This window comes from Desmospora profundinema, from assembly GCF_031454155.1.
GTDB classification, from domain to species: domain Bacteria; phylum Bacillota; class Bacilli; order Thermoactinomycetales; family DSM-45169; genus Desmospora; species Desmospora profundinema.
The window spans coordinates 399,867-417,359 of the sequence record NZ_JAVDQG010000002.1 but is presented as its reverse complement, the minus strand read 5'-3'; the positions used below and the strand labels follow the sequence as shown (position 1 = coordinate 417,359).

Genomic DNA, 17,493 nt, shown 5'->3' with positions numbered 1-17,493 from the left:
GTCAACGTTAATAGCCCACTCCGGCTTAAGTGTCCGATGCAAACACAAAAAAGGAGCCCTCGGAAACGAGGGCTCCTTTCATACCTTCGTTCTTATCAGCTTGTCTTGGCCAGCACGGGGGTTTGCGGCGTGCGGTTGGCCAGGAAAGTCCGGTCGGGGGGATTGTCCGGAGAAGGGCTTTTCCAAGGCGTTTTCCACGCTGTTGAACACAAAGAACACGTTGCTGCGCGGCAGCGGGGAGATGTTGCCGGCGGAACCGTGCATGGTGTTGCATTCAAAGAGCAACAGGGATCCCGCTGAGCCGGTGGCGGTGTAGATTCCCCCCCGTTTGTATAGCCAGGTGAGGCTGTCGGGGTCCGGGACGCCCACCTCCTGCTTTCGGAGGGAATGTTTAAAATGGTTATCGGGAGTTTCCCCGATACAGGAGACAAAGTGGCGGTGGGAACCGGGAATCAGCATCAACGGACCGTTGTAGGAATGGTTGTCCGTCAACAGGATGGAACAGCTGACCGCCCGCATCCGGGGCATGCCGTCTTCCACGTGCCATGTCTCAAAATCCGAGTGCCATTGGAACTCCTTGCCCGTAAATCCCGGCTTGTAGTTGATGCGAAACTGGTGCACATAGACATCGCTTCCGAGGAGCTGGGCGATCCGGTCGGTGATGCGGGAATCGCGGACGAGACGGTTGAAGCGCTCGTTTTTCCGGTGTGCATCGAAGATGGAGCGAATCGCTTCGCTGTCCGGCTCCCGTATGATCTCGGGCGAGTCGTTGAACCGGTTTTCCTTCCACAATCGATCCAGATCTTTCTTCATTCCTTCCACTTCTTCGGCGGAGAAGAAGTTCTCCAGGAGAAGAAATCCGTTTTTATCAAAGAAGTCCAACTGTTCCGGGGTGAAGGGCCCCTTGTTTCGCGACTGTTCATCGCCGTGAAGGACGGGGTCTTTCCGTTTGAGGATCCGAGGCTGGTGATCGACTCGGGAAGGATACCAATCGTTCATCTGCATTCAGCATTCCTCCAATGTAGATTTCGGATTCGTCTCCTTCTCCCGGCTGGAACCAGGGAGGCGATAACAACGGCTCGAATGGACTCATAGGATGAAGTAACCAAAGGGGAAAACCCCCATCGGGGGTTTTCTTAGTCGACGAGGGGGTAAGCCCCGTCCTTGTCATGGGTTTCATTCCCGCTTACGGGAGGATTAAACACACAGATCATCCGCATTTGGGTCTTGGCTCGAAGCTGGTGTTTTTCATGGCCGTCGAGGGTGTAGAGGGAGCCCGCTTTGAGGGGGTAAACCTTGCCGTCGTCCACGGTTTCCACTTCCCCCTCCCCCTCGATGCAGTAGACCGCTTCGATGTGGTTTTTGTACCACATATTCGTCACGGTTCCGGCCTTGATGATGGTGTCATGCAGGGAGAAGCCGCAACCGTCTTTTTTCAAAAGGAGCCGGCGGCTGATCCAGGTTTCCCCCGATACTTCGCCGTCGGTGCCCACGATTTCATCCAGGTAGCGTACAATCATGTTATCGACCGTTCCTTTCCATTCGATGAATACAAGTGTGTTGAAAATCTCGTTTACTGTTCCAGGGATGCTTTGACGACGGCGATACTTTCTTCCAGAATAGCCAAGCCGCGATCCAGCCCCTCATCGTCGATGGTGAGCGGCGGGAGCAATTTGGCCACTTCGTCTTCCGGCCCGGAGGTTTCCATAATCAGCCCGCGGCTGAATGCCTCCTTGCACACCTTGCCGGCAAAGTCCGTTTGGTTGAAGGCGATTCCCACCATCAGCCCGCGACCGCGCACGACCGGATCCAAGTCCGGGTGTTGGTCGGCAATTTGCTGCAGGGATTGTTTGGTCTTTTCCCCTTTGCGCAAGGTTTCTCTGGTGAGCGCATCCGTTTCCCAGAAGGAGAGAGATTCGGTGGCCGCCACGAAAGCCAAGTTGTGGCCACGGAAGGTGCCGTTGTGTTCACCCGGTGCCCACTCGTCAAATTCGGGCTTGATGAGGGTGAGAGCCATAGGCAGTCCGTATCCCCCGATCGATTTAGACAGACAGACGATATCCGGTTTAATCCCGGCCTTTTCAAAACTGAAGAAGGGACCGGTCCGTCCGCAACCCGCCTGCACATCGTCCACTATCAATAATATGTCCCATCGGCGACAAATCTTCTCCACCTGCTTCAGCCATTCGGGGCTGGCGACATTGATTCCCCCTTCACCCTGGACGGTTTCCAGAATGATAGCGGCGGGAAGAGCAACACCACTTCCTTTGTCTTCCAAATAACGCTCAAGCAGGGTGAGCGAATCGATATCGTCGCCGAGATAGTTTTCGTAAGGCATGGACACTGCGTGGTTCAAGGGCACACCGGCTCCATGGCGTTTAAAGGAGTTGCCGGTGATGGACAAAGCCCCCAGCGTCATCCCGTGAAAGGCGTGAGTGAAACTGATCACCGTCTCCCGGCCGGTTACTTTCCGAGCCAGCTTCAACGCGCTTTCCACCGTGTTGGCACCCGTGGGTCCGGGAAACATCACTTTATATTCCATCTGGCGCGGCTTCAGGATGATGTCGTTAAAGCGCTTCAAGAACGCTTCCTTCGCCTTGGTCGCCATATCCAGACTGTGGATGATGTTGCTGCCCATCAGGTAATCCACCAGCTTTTTCTTCATGGCAGGGTGGTTGTGTCCATAGTTGAGAGCACCCGCACCGGCGAAAAAGTCGATATATTCGCGTCCCTGGGTGTCCCACAGTTTATATCCTTGGGCTTTCTCGAACACGGTCGGAAAGCTTCGACAATAACTACGCACCTCAGACTCCAGCGTTTCAAAAACACTCATGTCCGGTGCCGTTTTTTCAGAAGTGGGTATCAAGAGTTTACTGTACCTCCTCGGTCGATTCCTTTTTGTTCAGGGGGCCGATGCGAAAGGTCCATTCCGATTCATGACCGCTGCTGGGAAACAACTCTTCGCTGTAACGTTCCCGAGTCCGGCAAGCAGTCCGATGCTCCCGTGCCAGACTGCGAAACAACGATTGGGATGGGCGATTAGAAGGGGAAACGGTTGCTTCAAGGAAGCGGACTCCCTTGCAAGCGTTCCGGTTCAACACTTCGCGCAACAGCTGTTTGCCCAACCCTTTTCCGCGTTGCGACGGATCGACGGCCACCTGCCAGATAAACACCGTGTTCGGTGAATCAGGCAATAGGAAAGCAGAGACAAAACCAACAACGGTTTCATCTTCCTCCGCGATGGCACAGGTATCGGAAAACATATCGCACAACATCAAGTAGCTGTATGGTGAATTAAGATCCAAAGTACCTGCTTTTTTGATCAGCCGCCAGACTTCGGGGCCGTCTTCCTTGCGGGGAGCGCGGAAGCGGATCCCATCTGACGACAAGGCTGGATCTTCAGTAGAGGCTGAAATGGAGGATTGTGAATCCTTGGCAGGATCCACGGGGTCTTGGACAGAACTAGCAGAGCCACGGATGGAGCATCACCACCATTCAAAAAATTTAACAGCTTCAACTCGCTTTATATCGTAACGTCAATCACTCCTGCCGTCCAAAGTACTCTGCCCGTTTTTTGAAGCTTAAATCGCCTTGAGCAAGGATAGTGAAAAAGAAGGAGAGATATTCAGCCATATCCATAAAGATGGTTCGCTTTTCGACCCGGTTGAATAAATTCATGCCGAACGGGGGAGGGTTAGCGGCTTTTTTCACAATGGCGCAAGCAATCATACGGGTTCGGTTAGAATGAAATAAGGAGAGAAATCCTGTTCCCAGGAGGAGAGGGAGGAAAGGGGAGGGGAGAAAGTGCTGAAAGGAACGGGAGAAACAGCGCAATATGCGATGGGGATCATGCCCCAGCTGGTGGCTTGGCGCCGCCAAATTCATGCCAATCCTGAACTCAGTTTCCGTGAATTTGAAACGGCCCGGCTGGTGGCGGATGTGTTGGCCCGCATCCCAGGTATGGCGGTGGAGACGGAGGTGGGAGTGACCGGTGTGGTCGGTCGGCTGGGAAGCGGTGACGGTCCCACGATTGCGTTGCGAGCGGATATGGACGCTTTACCGATTCAGGAAGTGACCGACCGCAGCTACCGTTCACAAATTCCTGGCGTGATGCACGCCTGCGGTCATGATGCGCATATCGCTATTTTGTTGGGGGCGGCCCGGATTTTGGGGGAACGATTCCAGGAACGAAAAGGATCCGGCAACGTTCATTTTATTTTTCAGCCTGCCGAAGAATATACGGGAACAGACGGCAAGACAGGAGCCGTTCACATGATTGAAGCAGGGGTGCTGGAAGGAGTGGATCTGGCGCTGGCACTGCACATGGCTCCGGAATGGCCGGTGGGCACGTTGCAAATTCACGACGGATACAGTATGGCCAGTGTCGACACCTTTGAGGGAACTCTATACGGAACGGGGGGACATGGGGCCTATCCCCACCTGGGTACAGACCCCACGTTCTTGTTACTGCCCGTGCTGCAAGCGTTGCACGGGATCATATCCCGGCGGGTTTCACCCTTGGAGCCGGCGGTAGTCAGTGTGGGGCAGATTCACGCGGGAACAGCCAGCAACGTCATTCCGTCGGAAGTCTTTTTACAAGGGACGATCCGTAGTTACCGCCCCGATGTGAGGGAGCAGTTGATCCGGGAGGTGGAACAGGCTTTCGGCCTCGCCCGCCAGATGGGGGGAGATTTTACCTTTGAAGTGGATCGGGGGGAGCCCGTCCTGTACAATGATCCCAACGTGAACCGGCGGATCCTGGAAGCGGTCCGATCCATTTATCCCGAATTTCATGTGGTAAAGGGGCCCTTTGGTATGGCCGGGGAAGATTTTAGTTATATGACGGAAAAAGTGGCGGGAGCGATGTTTTTTCTGGGATGCGGATTACCCGATGGCGTTTCCAGGGAACTGCACACCCCGGTATTCGACATCGATGAACGCTGTCTGCCTGTCGGCGCCGCTATCATGGCGGAGACGGCTTGGCGTTATTTGCGGGAGTCGTTCTGAATCTCGTGCGGGTCCAATTAAAAGCGGATGTGCGAAATGAAAGGTCGAATAGAGCGATTCTGCGAATCGGAGCAGTTCACGAGGGGGTCTTGAGACAAGACCGTATCCTCCATGATGGTTATATCAGAAATGCGAACCTATACAGCATTCTTGATCATGATTGGCCTGGGGTAAAGGATAGATTTGAGAAGGACCTACTCTAATTTGTTAATATAAAAATAAACGAGGATTAGATAATGGAATTCGCAAAAGAAAAGGAAGCGGATAAAGAAGGGAGTCAGAAGTCACTTAGGAAAAATAAACACTTTCTATATCTCTGGGGGAGTAGTACGATTGGTCAATCACTGCCTGTTATATTTTTTGAATAATTCGACTTAAATGGTTTCTGCGGAAAATGGACACAAACGAACACCCCCTTGCGAATAATAAATTAGCAACACTTTTTGGAGCGAGGTGAGGGGCGTGTCTACCTTTCAATTGAAAATGTTGTCCTTCGCAATCGCCCTCTTCCTCTTTTTCTCCCATCAGCATCTCATGAGTGGAAACGGGCAGGTAGATGCCCACCCTTCCGCAAAGGCGGGTCAGGGAGAGACGGTGGGCGAAACGGTGAAGGATACGGCAAAAAAGATGGCTCGAACCCTGATCGACCCCATTAAAGGGTGACGGCTGTAACAGGAATAGTGTACAACCTTTTTCTCAAGGGTTCATATAAGACAAGCCCAGCAACGGTGGTTGCTGGGCTTGTTGTTATCCTCGGTCCGCTTTCTCTTCTTCTGAAGGCGGGGAGTGGGGGCGTTCCATCATCGTTTTCAGCTCACGAATCTCATCCCGCAGGTGACGAACTTCCCGTTGAAGGTCGGCCTCTTTCCGCAGTTTCTCCAACTCTTCCTCTTCGGCGGCCACCTGATCCACTTTGTTGACGATCACCCCGATGAACAGGTTGAGGATGACAAATGTTCCGACGAGAACAAAACTGACAAAATAGATCCAAGCCCACGGCTTTTCCTGTTGAATCGGCCACATGATGCCGCTCGCCCATGATTCCAGCGTGACGATCTGAAACAGGGAGAGCATGGACAGATGCATCGATCCAAAATACTCTGGCGCTACATCCCGAAACAGCATCGTACCGATGACGGAGAAAATGTAAAAGATGATCCCGAGCAGGATCCCGATGTTTCCGAGCGAAGGGATGGTTGCCAGCAGTGTTTTCACCAGGCGGCGCAGGGCAGGCAGGATCGAGATGGCCCGCAGCACCCGCAACACTCGCAAAATACGCAACACAACGACAAACTGGACGTCCGCAAACAGGTGACCACTGGCGATGATAAGCAAATCAAATACATTCCACCCATCCTTGAAAAAGCGGTACCACGGCCGGGCCGCGATGATTTTCAGAATCACTTCCAGGGTAAACAGCCACAGGAGAATCTGATCCGCCCCGTGGAACAGGTTCTGGTACGGCTCATAGATGGAAGGGTATGTTTCCAGGCCGAGCAGGATCGCATTAAACAGGATTAACACCAGGATTGTCGCCGTGAACCGGGGATGATGAACAAACCGGTCAATCCGGTCGATGAGGGTGGGGGTGGATGATATCGATGTTCGTTGGGGTTCCAAGTTGGCTTCCAGTCCTCCTTTTACGAGTGTTTCGTTCGCTGGAATATTCCTCTCCTATTGTAAACGATCTGCTTCCGTTGAGAACCTCTTGTTTTCAAAGGGGAAATAGGCTGAACCCATTTACAAAACACAATTATTTTTTTATTCGAAATAGTGGCAGGGATTTTGTTTTGTATAGCGAAATAAATGGGGGTTTAAACGGAAAAGGGGAGGTGCCGCGATATGCGGTTTCCGCGGGGGACAGCCCGGTGGATCGGTTTTGTTCTGTTGATGGTGATGGTGGCGGGTCTGGCGATCCCGCCTTCGATGGGGGACGGGATGGATGCAGATTCCGGATTGGGAGAACCGGAGGAGGCGTCGGTGGTTCGGATTGAAGTGCCGGATCGCGAGGCAATGAACGGACTGCTTCGGGATGGGGTGGATCTGGCGGAATATCTGCAAGAAACATCCGGCGGGATTCAACTGGATGCGGTTGTCACTCCTTCGGAATTGGAGGAGTTGGCGGCCCGGCCTGAGGTGGAAGTGATTGAAACGTTGTTCACCCGAAAGGATTGGGAGGAGCGGTTGGAGGAACGAAAGGAGACGGTGGTCCGGGAACAGCGCGTCTCCGTGATGGCAGTGGATCAGGTCACCATCCTGAGGGCGGAATGGTTCCAAAATGATACGGGCACGTTTCTTTCCTTGGAGGCTAAAACCGATGCGGGTATCCGGCCGGATGTGGCCTTGACCGCCCAATGGAACGCCGGCGAAGGCACAACAATCGATGCTGGCGGTACGGCCACGATGCAACGGTTTGTCGATGCCGGACAATACTTGTATCATCGGATGTTGGTTCCCGTTGAAAACGTGCCGACCCGGGTAAAGGTAAGCAGCAATGAGGGCGGTGAAGTGACCGGATCAGTCAGCCAATGGCTGGGAGGAAAGAAACCCAATCCGGAAAACCCGCACTATGTAAAAGATTTTATCAGTCATTATATGACTCCGACAGAGATTGACCAGCGGCTGGAAGCCGTAGTAGCGGAATTTCCAGAAATCGCTGAGATTGTAGAGTTACCCAACCAGACCGAAGGGTATCGGCGCAAATCCCAAGTAATCGTGGGCAGCCGGGCGGAATCGGCAGTGGTGGTCACCTCCAAGGTATGGGGGCATGAAGGGGGCAATGATTGGGCGATTGAGGTGAAAGATCCCGGTAAACCCAATCAGGAATTGTCCATGGATGTGGCGAAGCGGCGGATCACCGTAGAACTGGCGACGGATGCTTCCGGCGTACCGGTAACGACGGCTGCGCAGCTGGTGGAAGCGCTGAACCGGGATGCCGGTGATGTTATAAAGGCCCATCTGTATCGGGGTAATCCTGGAGCGGGAGTGGTACAACCCCAAGGCTTAACGCAGTTGGACAACCATCTGAACGCACCGGATTCCGTCTCCAGGGAGCCGTTTACGGTGAAGGCGGTGCGGATTGGGAAACACCGGGATGGTTCACGGCTGGGTGTGTTGGCTTATTCACAGGAGCACGCCCGCGAGTGGGTGACACCGTTGGTATCGGTGGAAACCATTGAGCGGTTGCTGCGCAACTATGCCCATGACAAGGAGACCCGCAGGCTGGTGGACAATCTCGACATTTTTATCATTCCCACCGTCAATCCTGACGGGGCGCATTATAGTTTTTACGATTATAATATGCAGCGGAAAAACATGAGAAACGACTGCGATGAGGGGAGCGCCGATCCCGGCTACCGCAACCGTTGGGGAATTGACATCAACCGCAACTATGCGGAAGGGTCCTTGTTTGACGGGTATACGGGCGGGTCCAGCAACTGTTTGAGCGATGTATACTCCGGTCGGTCGGAACTGTCCGAGCACGAAAGCCGCAACGTGATTGAGCTGGCCAATCAAAATCCCAACATTACGTTTGCGATGAACATCCACAGTTATGGCGGGTACTTTATGTGGTCCCCCGGTGCATATAAGGCGAACGGGCGTGAAACCCTGCCCCGTCCCACCCTGGGTGAGGAAGCCTTCTTTTGGGGGTCGTCGGAACGGATCCTGTCGGCGATCCAAGAACACCGGGGAACGGTGATTCAGCCGGGCCGCACAGGGCCGGTGGCTGATGTTCTCTATTCTGCTGCCGGAAACTCCGCCGATCACTTATGGTATCAAAACGATATATTCGCCTGGAACTTCGAGGTGGGTGCGGACCGCTGGAACCCCGAGATGAAACGATGGGAACCCGTCGGATTCCAGCCTGCCTTTGAGGAAGGGCATGCGGAAGCAATGGAGTTTTCCAATGGTTTGATCGAGATGATGCGGGTGGCGTTGGACTTCAATAAAGATAAAAAACCGCCCCGCTCTCACGTCACTCCCAAGCCGGGCCGGTATAAGAAGAGCGTTGAGGTGCAGTTTCAAGTGAATGAACCGGCGACGATCTTCTACACCACAGACGGCAGCCGTCCCACGTTCGATTCGCCCCGATACCAATCTTCCGGGGTTCGTGAAGGGGGTGAAACCCTCACATTCAACCGGACGACGGAGTTGAAGTGGTTTGCAGTAGACGCGGCGGGAAATATTGAGAGAAACTATAATCCCAACGGAAAGAAGCACAACTATCGCCGAGCGACGTTTACGATTCGGTAAACTGAAATAGGATAAAGGTGGTCCCGCCGGGACCGCTTTTTTTCATCCATTCCATTTTTGTCAGATTGCCGGATGATCCGGCAACAACAATAACAGACTGACTGTCATAAAGGGTGTATGATCAAAGGGAGAAAGCGCCTTCTCCCGTATGAAAACGTGGTGATTTCATGAACACTCGACAGATCCATCTGATTCATCACCTTCTAAACGAGGAACGCCCGCTTTCTGTTCAACAACTGGCGGAACGACTGGGTTGTTCCGAACGGACCGTCCGAAATGATCTGCGGGAAGTGAAGGGTTGGGTGGAGAAGCAAGCATTCGTCACCTTGGAGAGAAAACCCGGTGTGGGGGTATTCCTCAGCGGCGGTGAGAGGGATCGGGACTGTCTGCGACGGGCATTGCCTCCCGTTCCGATCATACGGACGAACGAACGCGGGGAGCGGTTGTACCCCTTGTTGTCCGCTTTGCTGGAAGCGTCGGGGCCGCTTACAACGAGGAAATTGGCGGAGCGGTTGTTTGTTAGCCCCGCGGTCTTGTACGCTGATCTGGATCAAGCGGAGGAGTGGCTTCGTAAACGAAAGTTGCGTCTGGTCCGCAAACCCAACTGGGGCAACCGTATCATCGGAAATGAGAAAGCATGGAGGCTTGCCCTGTCCGAGGTGCAAGAAAAGCTTCGGATGTTGCGGGCGGACGAAAAAGCGGGATGGGAACAATCGTTGCCTGTGATCCGTGATGCCGTTCATCGTCTGGAGAAGCGGCTTCCTTTTTCCTTTACCGAAGAAGGCTTCACCAACTTAGTCATGCATCTGGCAATCGCAATCCGGAGAATCAAAACGGGGAACCGGATCGTCATGGAGCCCCGGGAGTGGTCCCAACTGCGGGAAAAAGAGGAATACCGACAAGCGGAGTGGTTGGCGAACCAGCTGGAAACCCCATTGGCGGTGCGGATTCCTCCGGAAGAGATCGGTTATCTGACGATGCATGTGCTGGGTGCCAAAATCCAACAAAAGCGTGGAACGGACGGAGAAGTGGAACAATCGGTGGAACGGGTGGATCCAGAAGCGGTCCGGTTGTCCCATATTCTCATTCAACGGATGTCCGGTTGGATGGGATTCCCATTTGAAAGCGATCAAGCGCTGTTGGACGGTGTTTCTCTTCACCTTCACTCGGCACTTAACCGCCTGCGGCATGGATTGCGGCTGACCAATCCCCTGTTGCCGGAAATTAAGGGGCAAACGGGTTATTTGTTTGATGGATTGCTCCATCACCTGCCCCATTTACAAGAAGGTTGGAATGTGGCGTTTCACGAGGATGAAGTAGGATATCTGGCCCTTCATTTTCAAGCTTCTTTGGAACGATCCGCTGCTGCGGAAACGGAACCGATCCGTATCATCATCGTTTGCAGTACAGGCACCGGAACGTCAGAACTGTTGCGGGCCCGAATTCGGCGGTTGTTTCCCGATCTGGTGGTGGCAGCCACCGTCGCCCGGTCCGATGTGCCGGAGGCGATCCGGCGTTACCGCCCCGATGGGATTTTAAGCATGATCCCTCTGGAAGCGGAGAAAGTTCCGGTCATACCGGTGACTCCCTTACTGAGCCGCAATGAAGAAGAGAACATTCGACGGATACTATTCCGGGAGGTGGACAGGGACCCCTATCCGGTCTTGTCCCGGTTGTTGCAACCGGAACATATGATGGTGGGAATCACTGGTGAGGACCGGGAGTCGGTAATTCAACAGTTGGTTCATCTACTGTCGGCGTCAGGCGCGGTGGAACCTGATTTCAGCGGGTCCGCCCTGAGGCGGGAGAAGCTGGCGTCTACTGCGATTGGACAAGGAGTGGCCATTCCCCATGGCGCCCCTGAGTGGGTGAACCGGGATTCCTTGGCGTTGGCTGTATTGCCGCATCCGGTAGATTGGGAAGGGGAACCGGTCTGGCTGGTGCTATTACTGGCTTCATCAGGGGATCGTTCCGAGGATATCCGTGCTCTCTTTCGGGAAGTATCCGAGCTGGTAGAGGATTCTCTCCGGTTGCTGAAGCTGCGGGAAGTACAGATAAGTTCCGAGGTAATATCCATTCTAACGGGGAGGTGAAAGTTGGGGGGAGAGGGTGGCGGCAATGATGGATCTCAGATAGGTCGTGCCACTTGGACGGTGTGGAAAAATAATATCCCAAGCGGTTTCCATTCGTTTGGTCGAATAAAACATAGAGATCAGGAAGAAAGGATGCGAACGATGAACTTATCCGACCTACTAACCGAAGATCTAATGGTATTGGAGTTGGAAGGAACCACTCGTGATGAAGTCATGAACGAATTGCTCGACAAACTGGATGAATCGGGTGCCCTTGCCGACAGAGAAGTGTTTCGCCGCGATCTGTATGCTCGGGAGGAACATAGCAGCACCGGTATCGGCTTTGGAATTGCGATTCCCCACGGGAAGTCGTCTGGTGTCCATGAAGCCCGGGTCGCCTTCGGCCGGAAAAAAGCGGGGGTGGATTGGGACAGTATTGATGGGGAACCGGCCCATCTGGTTTTTATGATCGCTGTACCCAAGGAACAAGCAGGGGACGAACACTTGAAGATCCTGCAAGCCCTGTCACGAAAACTGATGGATGAAAACTTTCGTCGTTCTCTTCGGGAAGCGGAAGATCGCGGGACACTCCGACGTTTGGTGGAAGAAATGTAAAAGGATCCATCTGGAAATCCAAGAATCGACCGATGTCGATTCTTTTTTTCGTGCGACTTCTACACTAGGGTCTGTCTGGTAATTCAATTTTTCGCAAGAACAAGAGAGGGTCGGTGTGGCTGGCGGAGAGCCTTTGCGCTTTTTGCAACGAAACGAAGACAGCCATACTGACCCGGGATCCCGCCACGGATTGATCAGACACGCCCTAGGCTAGGATGGATTTTTCACTTCAGTGGAGGAAGGTGACCCCCGGGAGGGAGGGGAGTGGTTTTTCGTCTAAGAAAGCGGTCACCAACGTATTGAAAGGAGCGGTTCGCATCGCATTCAGCGGATCACATCCTCCATGAAAAACGGCGAAGCGGGCATCCGGCAGGTTTTGCGCGATAATGCGGGAAGATTGAAGTTCCCACTTCAAGCGATCCCCTGCCATAACCAGAGTGGGGGATTGGATCCGATGGAGTAGACGAGTAAAGTCCGGGGGTGGTTTTTCCTTCAAACGCAGCAGAGCCGCACGGTCATCCGTAAGACATCGTTGGAGAAGGTGGCGGGTGCGGGCATATCCCGGCCGGCTGCCACGAAAGGGGATCGTGAGCAACTGTTTGATCCACCGAATGGGAAGAATGCGGAAAACCAGCGTAGAGAAGTTGTAACAAAAGCCGGCAAACCGGGAGGGAGGCTGGCAGTATCCGTCGGCCAACACCAGTCGACGAATCCTGTCTCCATGTGCGAGTGCCAAAGCCTGAGCGACAATCGCTCCCATGGAAATGCCCAGGATATCACAAGTCGGAATCTCCAAATGATCCAGCAGGGCTTTCATGTCCTCTGCTAACAGTTCATAGGTAAAGTCGATGGGCAAGGGAGAAGACCGGCCGTGTCCGCGCATATCGGGCAAAATCAGGTGGAAACGGGAAGAAAATTCGGGTATTTGCGGCTCGAACAATCGATGATTGGCTCCCATCCCGTGCAACAAAAGCAAGGGAGGTCCCTCACCTGTCAACCGATATGCGATGCGCCCGCCCCTGTATATAAAAAAACGCATGGTCTCCCCTCCCCATTGGATTCGGTATCAGTATGACCGGAAGGGTGCAGGGAGCATGCGGGCAGGGACGAATATTTCGTTACGGCGATTCCCCATTCTATGAACTCTTCTCGTATAGGAAACATAGGATGAACTATAGGAGAGAGAGAGGATGGAGAGTCGTGGAAGTTGCGTTCATCCTTACATTTATGCTGATTGTGTTCGCTGCCCATGTCGACACGTTGGGGGTGGGGGTGGCCTATGGATTAAGGAAACGTTCCATCCCCCGCCCCGCCATATGGGTGATCGGAGTGGTCGGGGGAGCAGTTGCCGGTTTGGCGGTTGCAGGAGGAACCTGGATTCAGCAATGGCTTCCCCTCTATATTAGCGATTGGGTTGCCGGCGGGATTCTGATCGCGATCGGGGCTTATTCATGGATGACTTCCCGGGTACGGGCGACCCGGATTTATATCCAGTTAGACAGAGAATGGTGGTTTCTCGCCTTTGGTTTGTCCGTCAACAATCTTGCGATGGGGCTTACTGGCGGGTTGCTGGGCTATCACCCCGTCGTATTCGGTGTGTGCATCGGGCTGATGAGCAATCTGATGCTGTGGCTGGGCGCCTTTCTCGGCAAGCACATCGGTTTAATGGTGGGTCACCCCTGGGTTTTTCAGGCAGGTGGACTGTTACTTATTTTGATCGGGGTGTTCCAGATTTTTTAAGAGACGTGGAATCATCCTTTTCACACAAACAAGCCGGAGAAATCCGGCTTGTTTGTGTGAGGGGTGGTTCTCCTCTCTTTATTTTACCGAAGATCCCGAGGTGGGCTGTTCGGTTTTTAGAAAGGTGTCAATGCGGCTTGCCGCTTCCCGTAAGGTGTCTTCCGGTTGAACGAGGGTGATGCGCACATATCCTTCGCCTTCCCGTCCAAATGCACTTCCGGGCGTGACGATCACACCGGTCTGCTCCATCAGGAGAAAAGTGAAGTCGACGGAGGACCAGCCTGGTGGAATCGGTGCCCACACGTACATGGTCGCAGGAGGCTTGGACATGTTCCATCCCGCATCGGCTAAGGCTTCCACCAGTGCGTCGCGGCGGTGTTGGTAGCGTTTCCGCTGTTCGGCGATGAAGGATTCCCCACGGGCGAGGACGGCCTCCACGGCCTTCTGGATGGGGAGGAAAATACCGTATTGCGTATGGGACATCATGGTCGCCATGATGCGGAGTACTTGGGCGTTGCCGGCCATATAACCGATACGGCACCCCGCCATGTTAAAGGTTTTGGAAAGGGAATTAAATTCGACAGCCACCTCTTTGGCTCCGGGGATGGACAAGAGGCTGACCGAGTCCTTCCCGTCGAAAACCAGCTCGGAATAGGTGAAATCCTGAACCAACAAAATCTCATGGTGACGGGCGAAGCGGACCGCTTCCTCCAAAAACATTCGATCCGCGGTGGCTGTGACGGGATTGGCGGGATAATTAAGCACCATCATCTTGGCGCGGTCAGCCACCTCTGTCGGGATTTCTTCCAACCGGGGGAGAAATCCGTTTTCCGCCCGCAGGGGCAGGGGATAGGGTTCTCCGCCGGCAATGTGGACGCCCACTTCAAAGATGGGATATCCGGGGTCCGGCACCAATACGGTGTCACCCGGATTGATCAGGGCCGTGGCCAGGTGGGCCAACCCGTCCTGGGAACCGATCAGCTGGAGAAACTCCGCGTCGGGGTCCAGGGAAACCCCGTATCGTTTGCGATAAAAGGTGGCCAATGCGTGATTGAAGGATGGGAGCGCACCCATCGTGTACCCATAGGCGTCATCGCGGGCGGCATGGTGCCGGATCGTCTCCTTCACAAATTCCGGTGGCGGCTGGTCCGGACTGCCGACACTCAGGTCGATCAAGGAACGCCCTTGCGATGCTAATTGGCGCTTTCGGTCCATAAGCTCGTGGAACACGCCGCGTTTAAGGCGTTGGATGTGTTGGGATGCTTCAATGTTCATGCCGATGCCCTCCCGTCCGTGGGGGATATGGTTGTTTTTTTACCTTATCACGACTGGGCAGGGGGCGTCCAATAAAGGAAAGTATACTTGGGTTCACTACCTGATTTCGAGCCTGGTCGACGCGCTGAGGAGCGTTAAAAAACCGTGAGAGAAAAGTGTCATATAGAGCAGGAGATTCTTTTCTATTCATCGTATTAATTATTGTCTGATATTTCATTAAAGTTCCATACATCTCTGGGGGAATCATATGATGAAAAGATGGAGAAGCCTGCTGATTGTAATGTTAGTGGCTGTCACTGTTACGGGACTTACCATGCCGGTAAACGCCTGGTACAATCCGGACGATGCCTCGGTAAGGTCTGCTTCGGAAGAGACGTATTACTTTGTTCAGTTGGAGGATGAACCGGTTGCATCGTATACAGGCGGAGTAAGGGGATACGCCCGGACCAAAGCGGCGGGCGGCGATCAGTTGGATGTTCAATCATCCAACGTTCGTTTCTACCAAAACTATTTGGAGGGAAAGAGGAAGGATTACAAAAACTGGCTGAAACAGCGGGCTTCCAAAGCGGAAGTCGTCACCGAATATTCCCTAACTTTCAACGGCCTGGCGGTGAAGGCTGAGGGTGTCAGCCCTGAAGTACTCCGTCAGGGGCCGGGGGTGAAAAAGGTCGTTAAAAGTATCGATTATTTCCCGGAGATGAACGCCAGTCACGAAATCATCAATAACCGGCCGTTGTGGAATATGGGCTATGACGGTGCGGGAACCAAGGTGGCGGTGATCGACAGCGGAATCGACCACAGTCACCCGTTTCTGACCGATGAAAGTCTGGAAATGCCGGAAGGCTTCCCGCGGGGGGATACCCGTTTTACCAGTAATAAAGTGATTGTGGCTAAAACCTTTCACCAGAATCCTGCGGCTACCCCCGAAGATTTAGACGGACATGGCACTCACGTAGCAGGGACGATTGCAGGGATCAAGGGGTACAAAGATCCCTCCGGAATGGCCGAAACTCCTCTCTCCGGTGTGGCGCCCAAAGCGTATGTAGGGAATTATAACGTCTTTCCGTGTGAAGATTGCAGTGCCAAGAGCATCTTCATCGCTAAAGCGGTGGAGGAGGCCGTGCGGGATGGGATGGATGTGGCCAATATGAGTCTAGGTGGAACGGCCCATATGGGTAAGGATTTGTTGGATGAAGTGGTCAACGCAGCGACGGAAGCGGGAATGACGGTGGCGGTTGCCGCCGGCAACGAAGGTCCCGGACAGATGACCATCGGCTCTCCCGGTACGGCGGATAAGGTGATCACTGTGGGGGCGGTCTCCAACAGTCACTTCTTCGGCACGTCGATCCAGGTTACGGTGGACGGAGAGGAGCGTTCGTTGTTGACAGGAAGTTCCTCCCCGGGTGGACAGCTTACGGAGAAGACAGAAGGGGCGCTCCAGGTTGTTACGGATGGCGATGGAAAAGCGTGCAGCGGCATCTCCGCTGATTTGAGCGGTAAGATCGCTGTAATCAAGCGCGGTGACTGCACCTTTACCCAAAAAGCGGCTGCTGCACAGAGCCGGGGGGCTGTCGGCGTGATTCTGATCAATAACGGGGCAGGAGATCCCACCGCGATGTTTGTGGAGGAATCCGTTACGATCCCGATGGTGATGGTATCGATGGAGGACGGAGAGTGGATTCAGCAAGGGCAGTCCGCATCTGCCGTGCTGGAACCCGCTCCGGTGCGGGAGTATTCGTCGGAAAACCACAGCCTGATTGCTGGTTTCTCCTCCCGCGGTCCGACGGTAAACCATACGTTGAAACCCGATGTGGCGGCGGTGGGTGTCAACGTCTACTCCAGTGTGCCGGGAGGCGGTCTCGCTTCCTATAACGGAACCTCCATGGCTACTCCCCATGTAGCGGGAGCGGCGGCTCTGTTAAAACAGGCGCGTCCGGAATGGACGCCGCAGGACATCAAGGCGGCACTGATCGGGACCGGTAAAAACCCGCGGAGCGCCAACCTGCCTCTGGAAGTCGGCGGCGGGATCATCCAGGTCGCCGACGCCTTGAATACGCCGGCAATGGCTGCTCCGGCCAGTCTCAGCTTCGGCCTGGTTCCGAATCGGGGTAAAAACAGGGAAGCGACATGGAAAGTAACCTTGACGAACACGTCCGATCAGCAGCGGATATTTCGATTCCATACGGACGATCGGTCCCATGTGGATGTCAATGTCTCTTCCATACATTTGGAGCGTGGGGAATCCGGCACTTTCACAGTAACGGCAAGCGGAAACGGCAAAGGATCCGGAAAGGATTATCAAGGCTACATCCGCATCGGGACCGATGATGGCCAGCAGATTCGAATCCCGTACCATTACCGGGTGAAATAGGTTTAAAATGATATGAATAACTAGTTTCATTAATCGATGCCCCCTTGCAAAGGAGACGAAGGGGAAATATCCCTTCAAACTGCTTTAAAGGGGGGTTCTTTATGGAAGAGAGGAGAACAGACGTGAAATTCGGAGCAGATGGAATCAGGGGGTTACGCA

General features: G+C 53.9%; 14 protein-coding genes. 7 read left to right on the top strand and 7 right to left on the bottom strand.

All coding sequences use genetic code 11. The features are described 5' to 3' along the window. Positions 1-78: 78 nt before the first annotated feature. The 4 genes from thpD to ectA form a co-directional block, all read right to left on the bottom strand. A complete protein-coding gene (thpD, locus tag JOE21_RS05655) occupies positions 79-1,005 on the bottom strand; it encodes an ectoine hydroxylase (protein ID WP_374709320.1) in 927 nt (308 codons plus the stop codon). 131 nt (positions 1,006-1,136) lie between these two features. Next, entirely contained in the window at positions 1,137-1,520 is a 384-nt protein-coding gene (locus JOE21_RS05650) for an ectoine synthase (RefSeq protein WP_309863456.1), read from the bottom strand. 53 nt (positions 1,521-1,573) lie between these two features. Then, the gene (gene ectB / locus JOE21_RS05645; RefSeq protein WP_374709319.1) at positions 1,574-2,866 is read right to left on the bottom strand and encodes a diaminobutyrate--2-oxoglutarate transaminase; all 1,293 of its coding nucleotides are present in this window, start codon (positions 2,864-2,866) and stop codon (positions 1,574-1,576) included. 4 nt (positions 2,867-2,870) lie between these two features. After that, positions 2,871-3,389: a diaminobutyrate acetyltransferase gene (gene ectA, locus JOE21_RS05640; protein ID WP_309863454.1), complete on the bottom strand. Its 519-nt coding sequence runs from the start codon at positions 3,387-3,389 to the stop codon at positions 2,871-2,873. Between the two features lie 415 nt (positions 3,390-3,804). On the opposite strand from ectA, the gene JOE21_RS05635 reads away from it, so the two are divergent. Continuing rightward, on the top strand, positions 3,805-5,007 hold the full coding sequence (locus JOE21_RS05635; RefSeq protein WP_309863452.1) for a M20 metallopeptidase family protein: 1,203 nt from the start codon (positions 3,805-3,807) through the stop codon (positions 5,005-5,007). A gap of 462 nt (positions 5,008-5,469) precedes the next feature. Beyond that, positions 5,470-5,670 (top strand): hypothetical protein, encoded by a 201-nt coding sequence (locus tag JOE21_RS05630; RefSeq protein ID WP_309863449.1) that lies wholly within the window; start codon positions 5,470-5,472, stop codon positions 5,668-5,670. Between the two features lie 84 nt (positions 5,671-5,754). Here JOE21_RS05630 and JOE21_RS05625 read toward each other — a convergent pair whose 3' ends face one another. Then, a complete protein-coding gene (locus tag JOE21_RS05625) occupies positions 5,755-6,627 on the bottom strand; it encodes an ion transporter (RefSeq protein ID WP_309863447.1) in 873 nt (290 codons plus the stop codon). A gap of 222 nt (positions 6,628-6,849) precedes the next feature. Here JOE21_RS05625 and JOE21_RS05620 point away from each other — a divergent pair, with 222 nt between their 5' ends. From JOE21_RS05620 to JOE21_RS05610, 3 genes are all read left to right on the top strand, one after another. Further along, a complete protein-coding gene (locus JOE21_RS05620) occupies positions 6,850-9,261 on the top strand; it encodes a M14 family metallopeptidase (protein WP_309863444.1) in 2,412 nt (803 codons plus the stop codon). A gap of 167 nt (positions 9,262-9,428) precedes the next feature. After that, complete coding sequence (locus JOE21_RS05615; protein WP_309863441.1) at positions 9,429-11,354, top strand: BglG family transcription antiterminator; 1,926 nt, start codon at positions 9,429-9,431, stop codon at positions 11,352-11,354. 141 nt (positions 11,355-11,495) lie between these two features. Next, complete coding sequence (locus JOE21_RS05610; protein WP_309863438.1) at positions 11,496-11,948, top strand: PTS sugar transporter subunit IIA; 453 nt, start codon at positions 11,496-11,498, stop codon at positions 11,946-11,948. Positions 11,949-12,177: 229 nt separating this feature from the next. Here the strand turns inward: JOE21_RS05610 and JOE21_RS05605 are convergent, their stop codons facing one another. Then, a complete protein-coding gene (locus JOE21_RS05605) occupies positions 12,178-12,987 on the bottom strand; it encodes an alpha/beta fold hydrolase (RefSeq protein WP_309863436.1) in 810 nt (269 codons plus the stop codon). A gap of 161 nt (positions 12,988-13,148) precedes the next feature. On the opposite strand from JOE21_RS05605, the gene JOE21_RS05600 reads away from it, so the two are divergent. Beyond that, positions 13,149-13,688, top strand: coding sequence for a manganese efflux pump MntP (locus JOE21_RS05600; RefSeq protein WP_309863435.1), 540 nt, complete (start codon positions 13,149-13,151; stop codon positions 13,686-13,688). A 78-nt stretch (positions 13,689-13,766) separates the two neighbouring features. Here the strand turns inward: JOE21_RS05600 and JOE21_RS05595 are convergent, their stop codons facing one another. After that, complete coding sequence (locus tag JOE21_RS05595) at positions 13,767-14,963, bottom strand: aminotransferase class I/II-fold pyridoxal phosphate-dependent enzyme (protein WP_309863433.1); 1,197 nt, start codon at positions 14,961-14,963, stop codon at positions 13,767-13,769. Between the two features lie 250 nt (positions 14,964-15,213). On the opposite strand from JOE21_RS05595, the gene JOE21_RS05590 reads away from it, so the two are divergent. Next, positions 15,214-17,334 (top strand): S8 family serine peptidase, encoded by a 2,121-nt coding sequence (locus tag JOE21_RS05590; RefSeq protein WP_309863430.1) that lies wholly within the window; start codon positions 15,214-15,216, stop codon positions 17,332-17,334. Positions 17,335-17,493 lie beyond the last annotated feature (159 nt).

Excerpts from the sequence above, each read along its gene's own strand:
- JOE21_RS05590 (WP_309863430.1), top strand. The coding sequence starts at position 15,214 with ATGAAAAGATGGAGAAGCCTGCTGATTGTAATGTTAGTGGCTGTCACT.
- JOE21_RS05605 (WP_309863436.1), bottom strand. The coding sequence starts at position 12,987 with ATGCGTTTTTTTATATACAGGGGCGGGCGCATCGCATATCGGTTGACA.
- JOE21_RS05620 (WP_309863444.1), top strand. The coding sequence starts at position 6,850 with ATGCGGTTTCCGCGGGGGACAGCCCGGTGGATCGGTTTTGTTCTGTTG.
- JOE21_RS05595 (WP_309863433.1), bottom strand. The coding sequence starts at position 14,963 with ATGAACATTGAAGCATCCCAACACATCCAACGCCTTAAACGCGGCGTG.
- JOE21_RS05610 (WP_309863438.1), top strand. The coding sequence starts at position 11,496 with ATGAACTTATCCGACCTACTAACCGAAGATCTAATGGTATTGGAGTTG.
- JOE21_RS05615 (WP_309863441.1), top strand. The coding sequence starts at position 9,429 with ATGAACACTCGACAGATCCATCTGATTCATCACCTTCTAAACGAGGAA.
- JOE21_RS05650 (WP_309863456.1), bottom strand. The coding sequence starts at position 1,520 with ATGATTGTACGCTACCTGGATGAAATCGTGGGCACCGACGGCGAAGTA.
- thpD (WP_374709320.1), bottom strand. The coding sequence starts at position 1,005 with ATGCAGATGAACGATTGGTATCCTTCCCGAGTCGATCACCAGCCTCGG.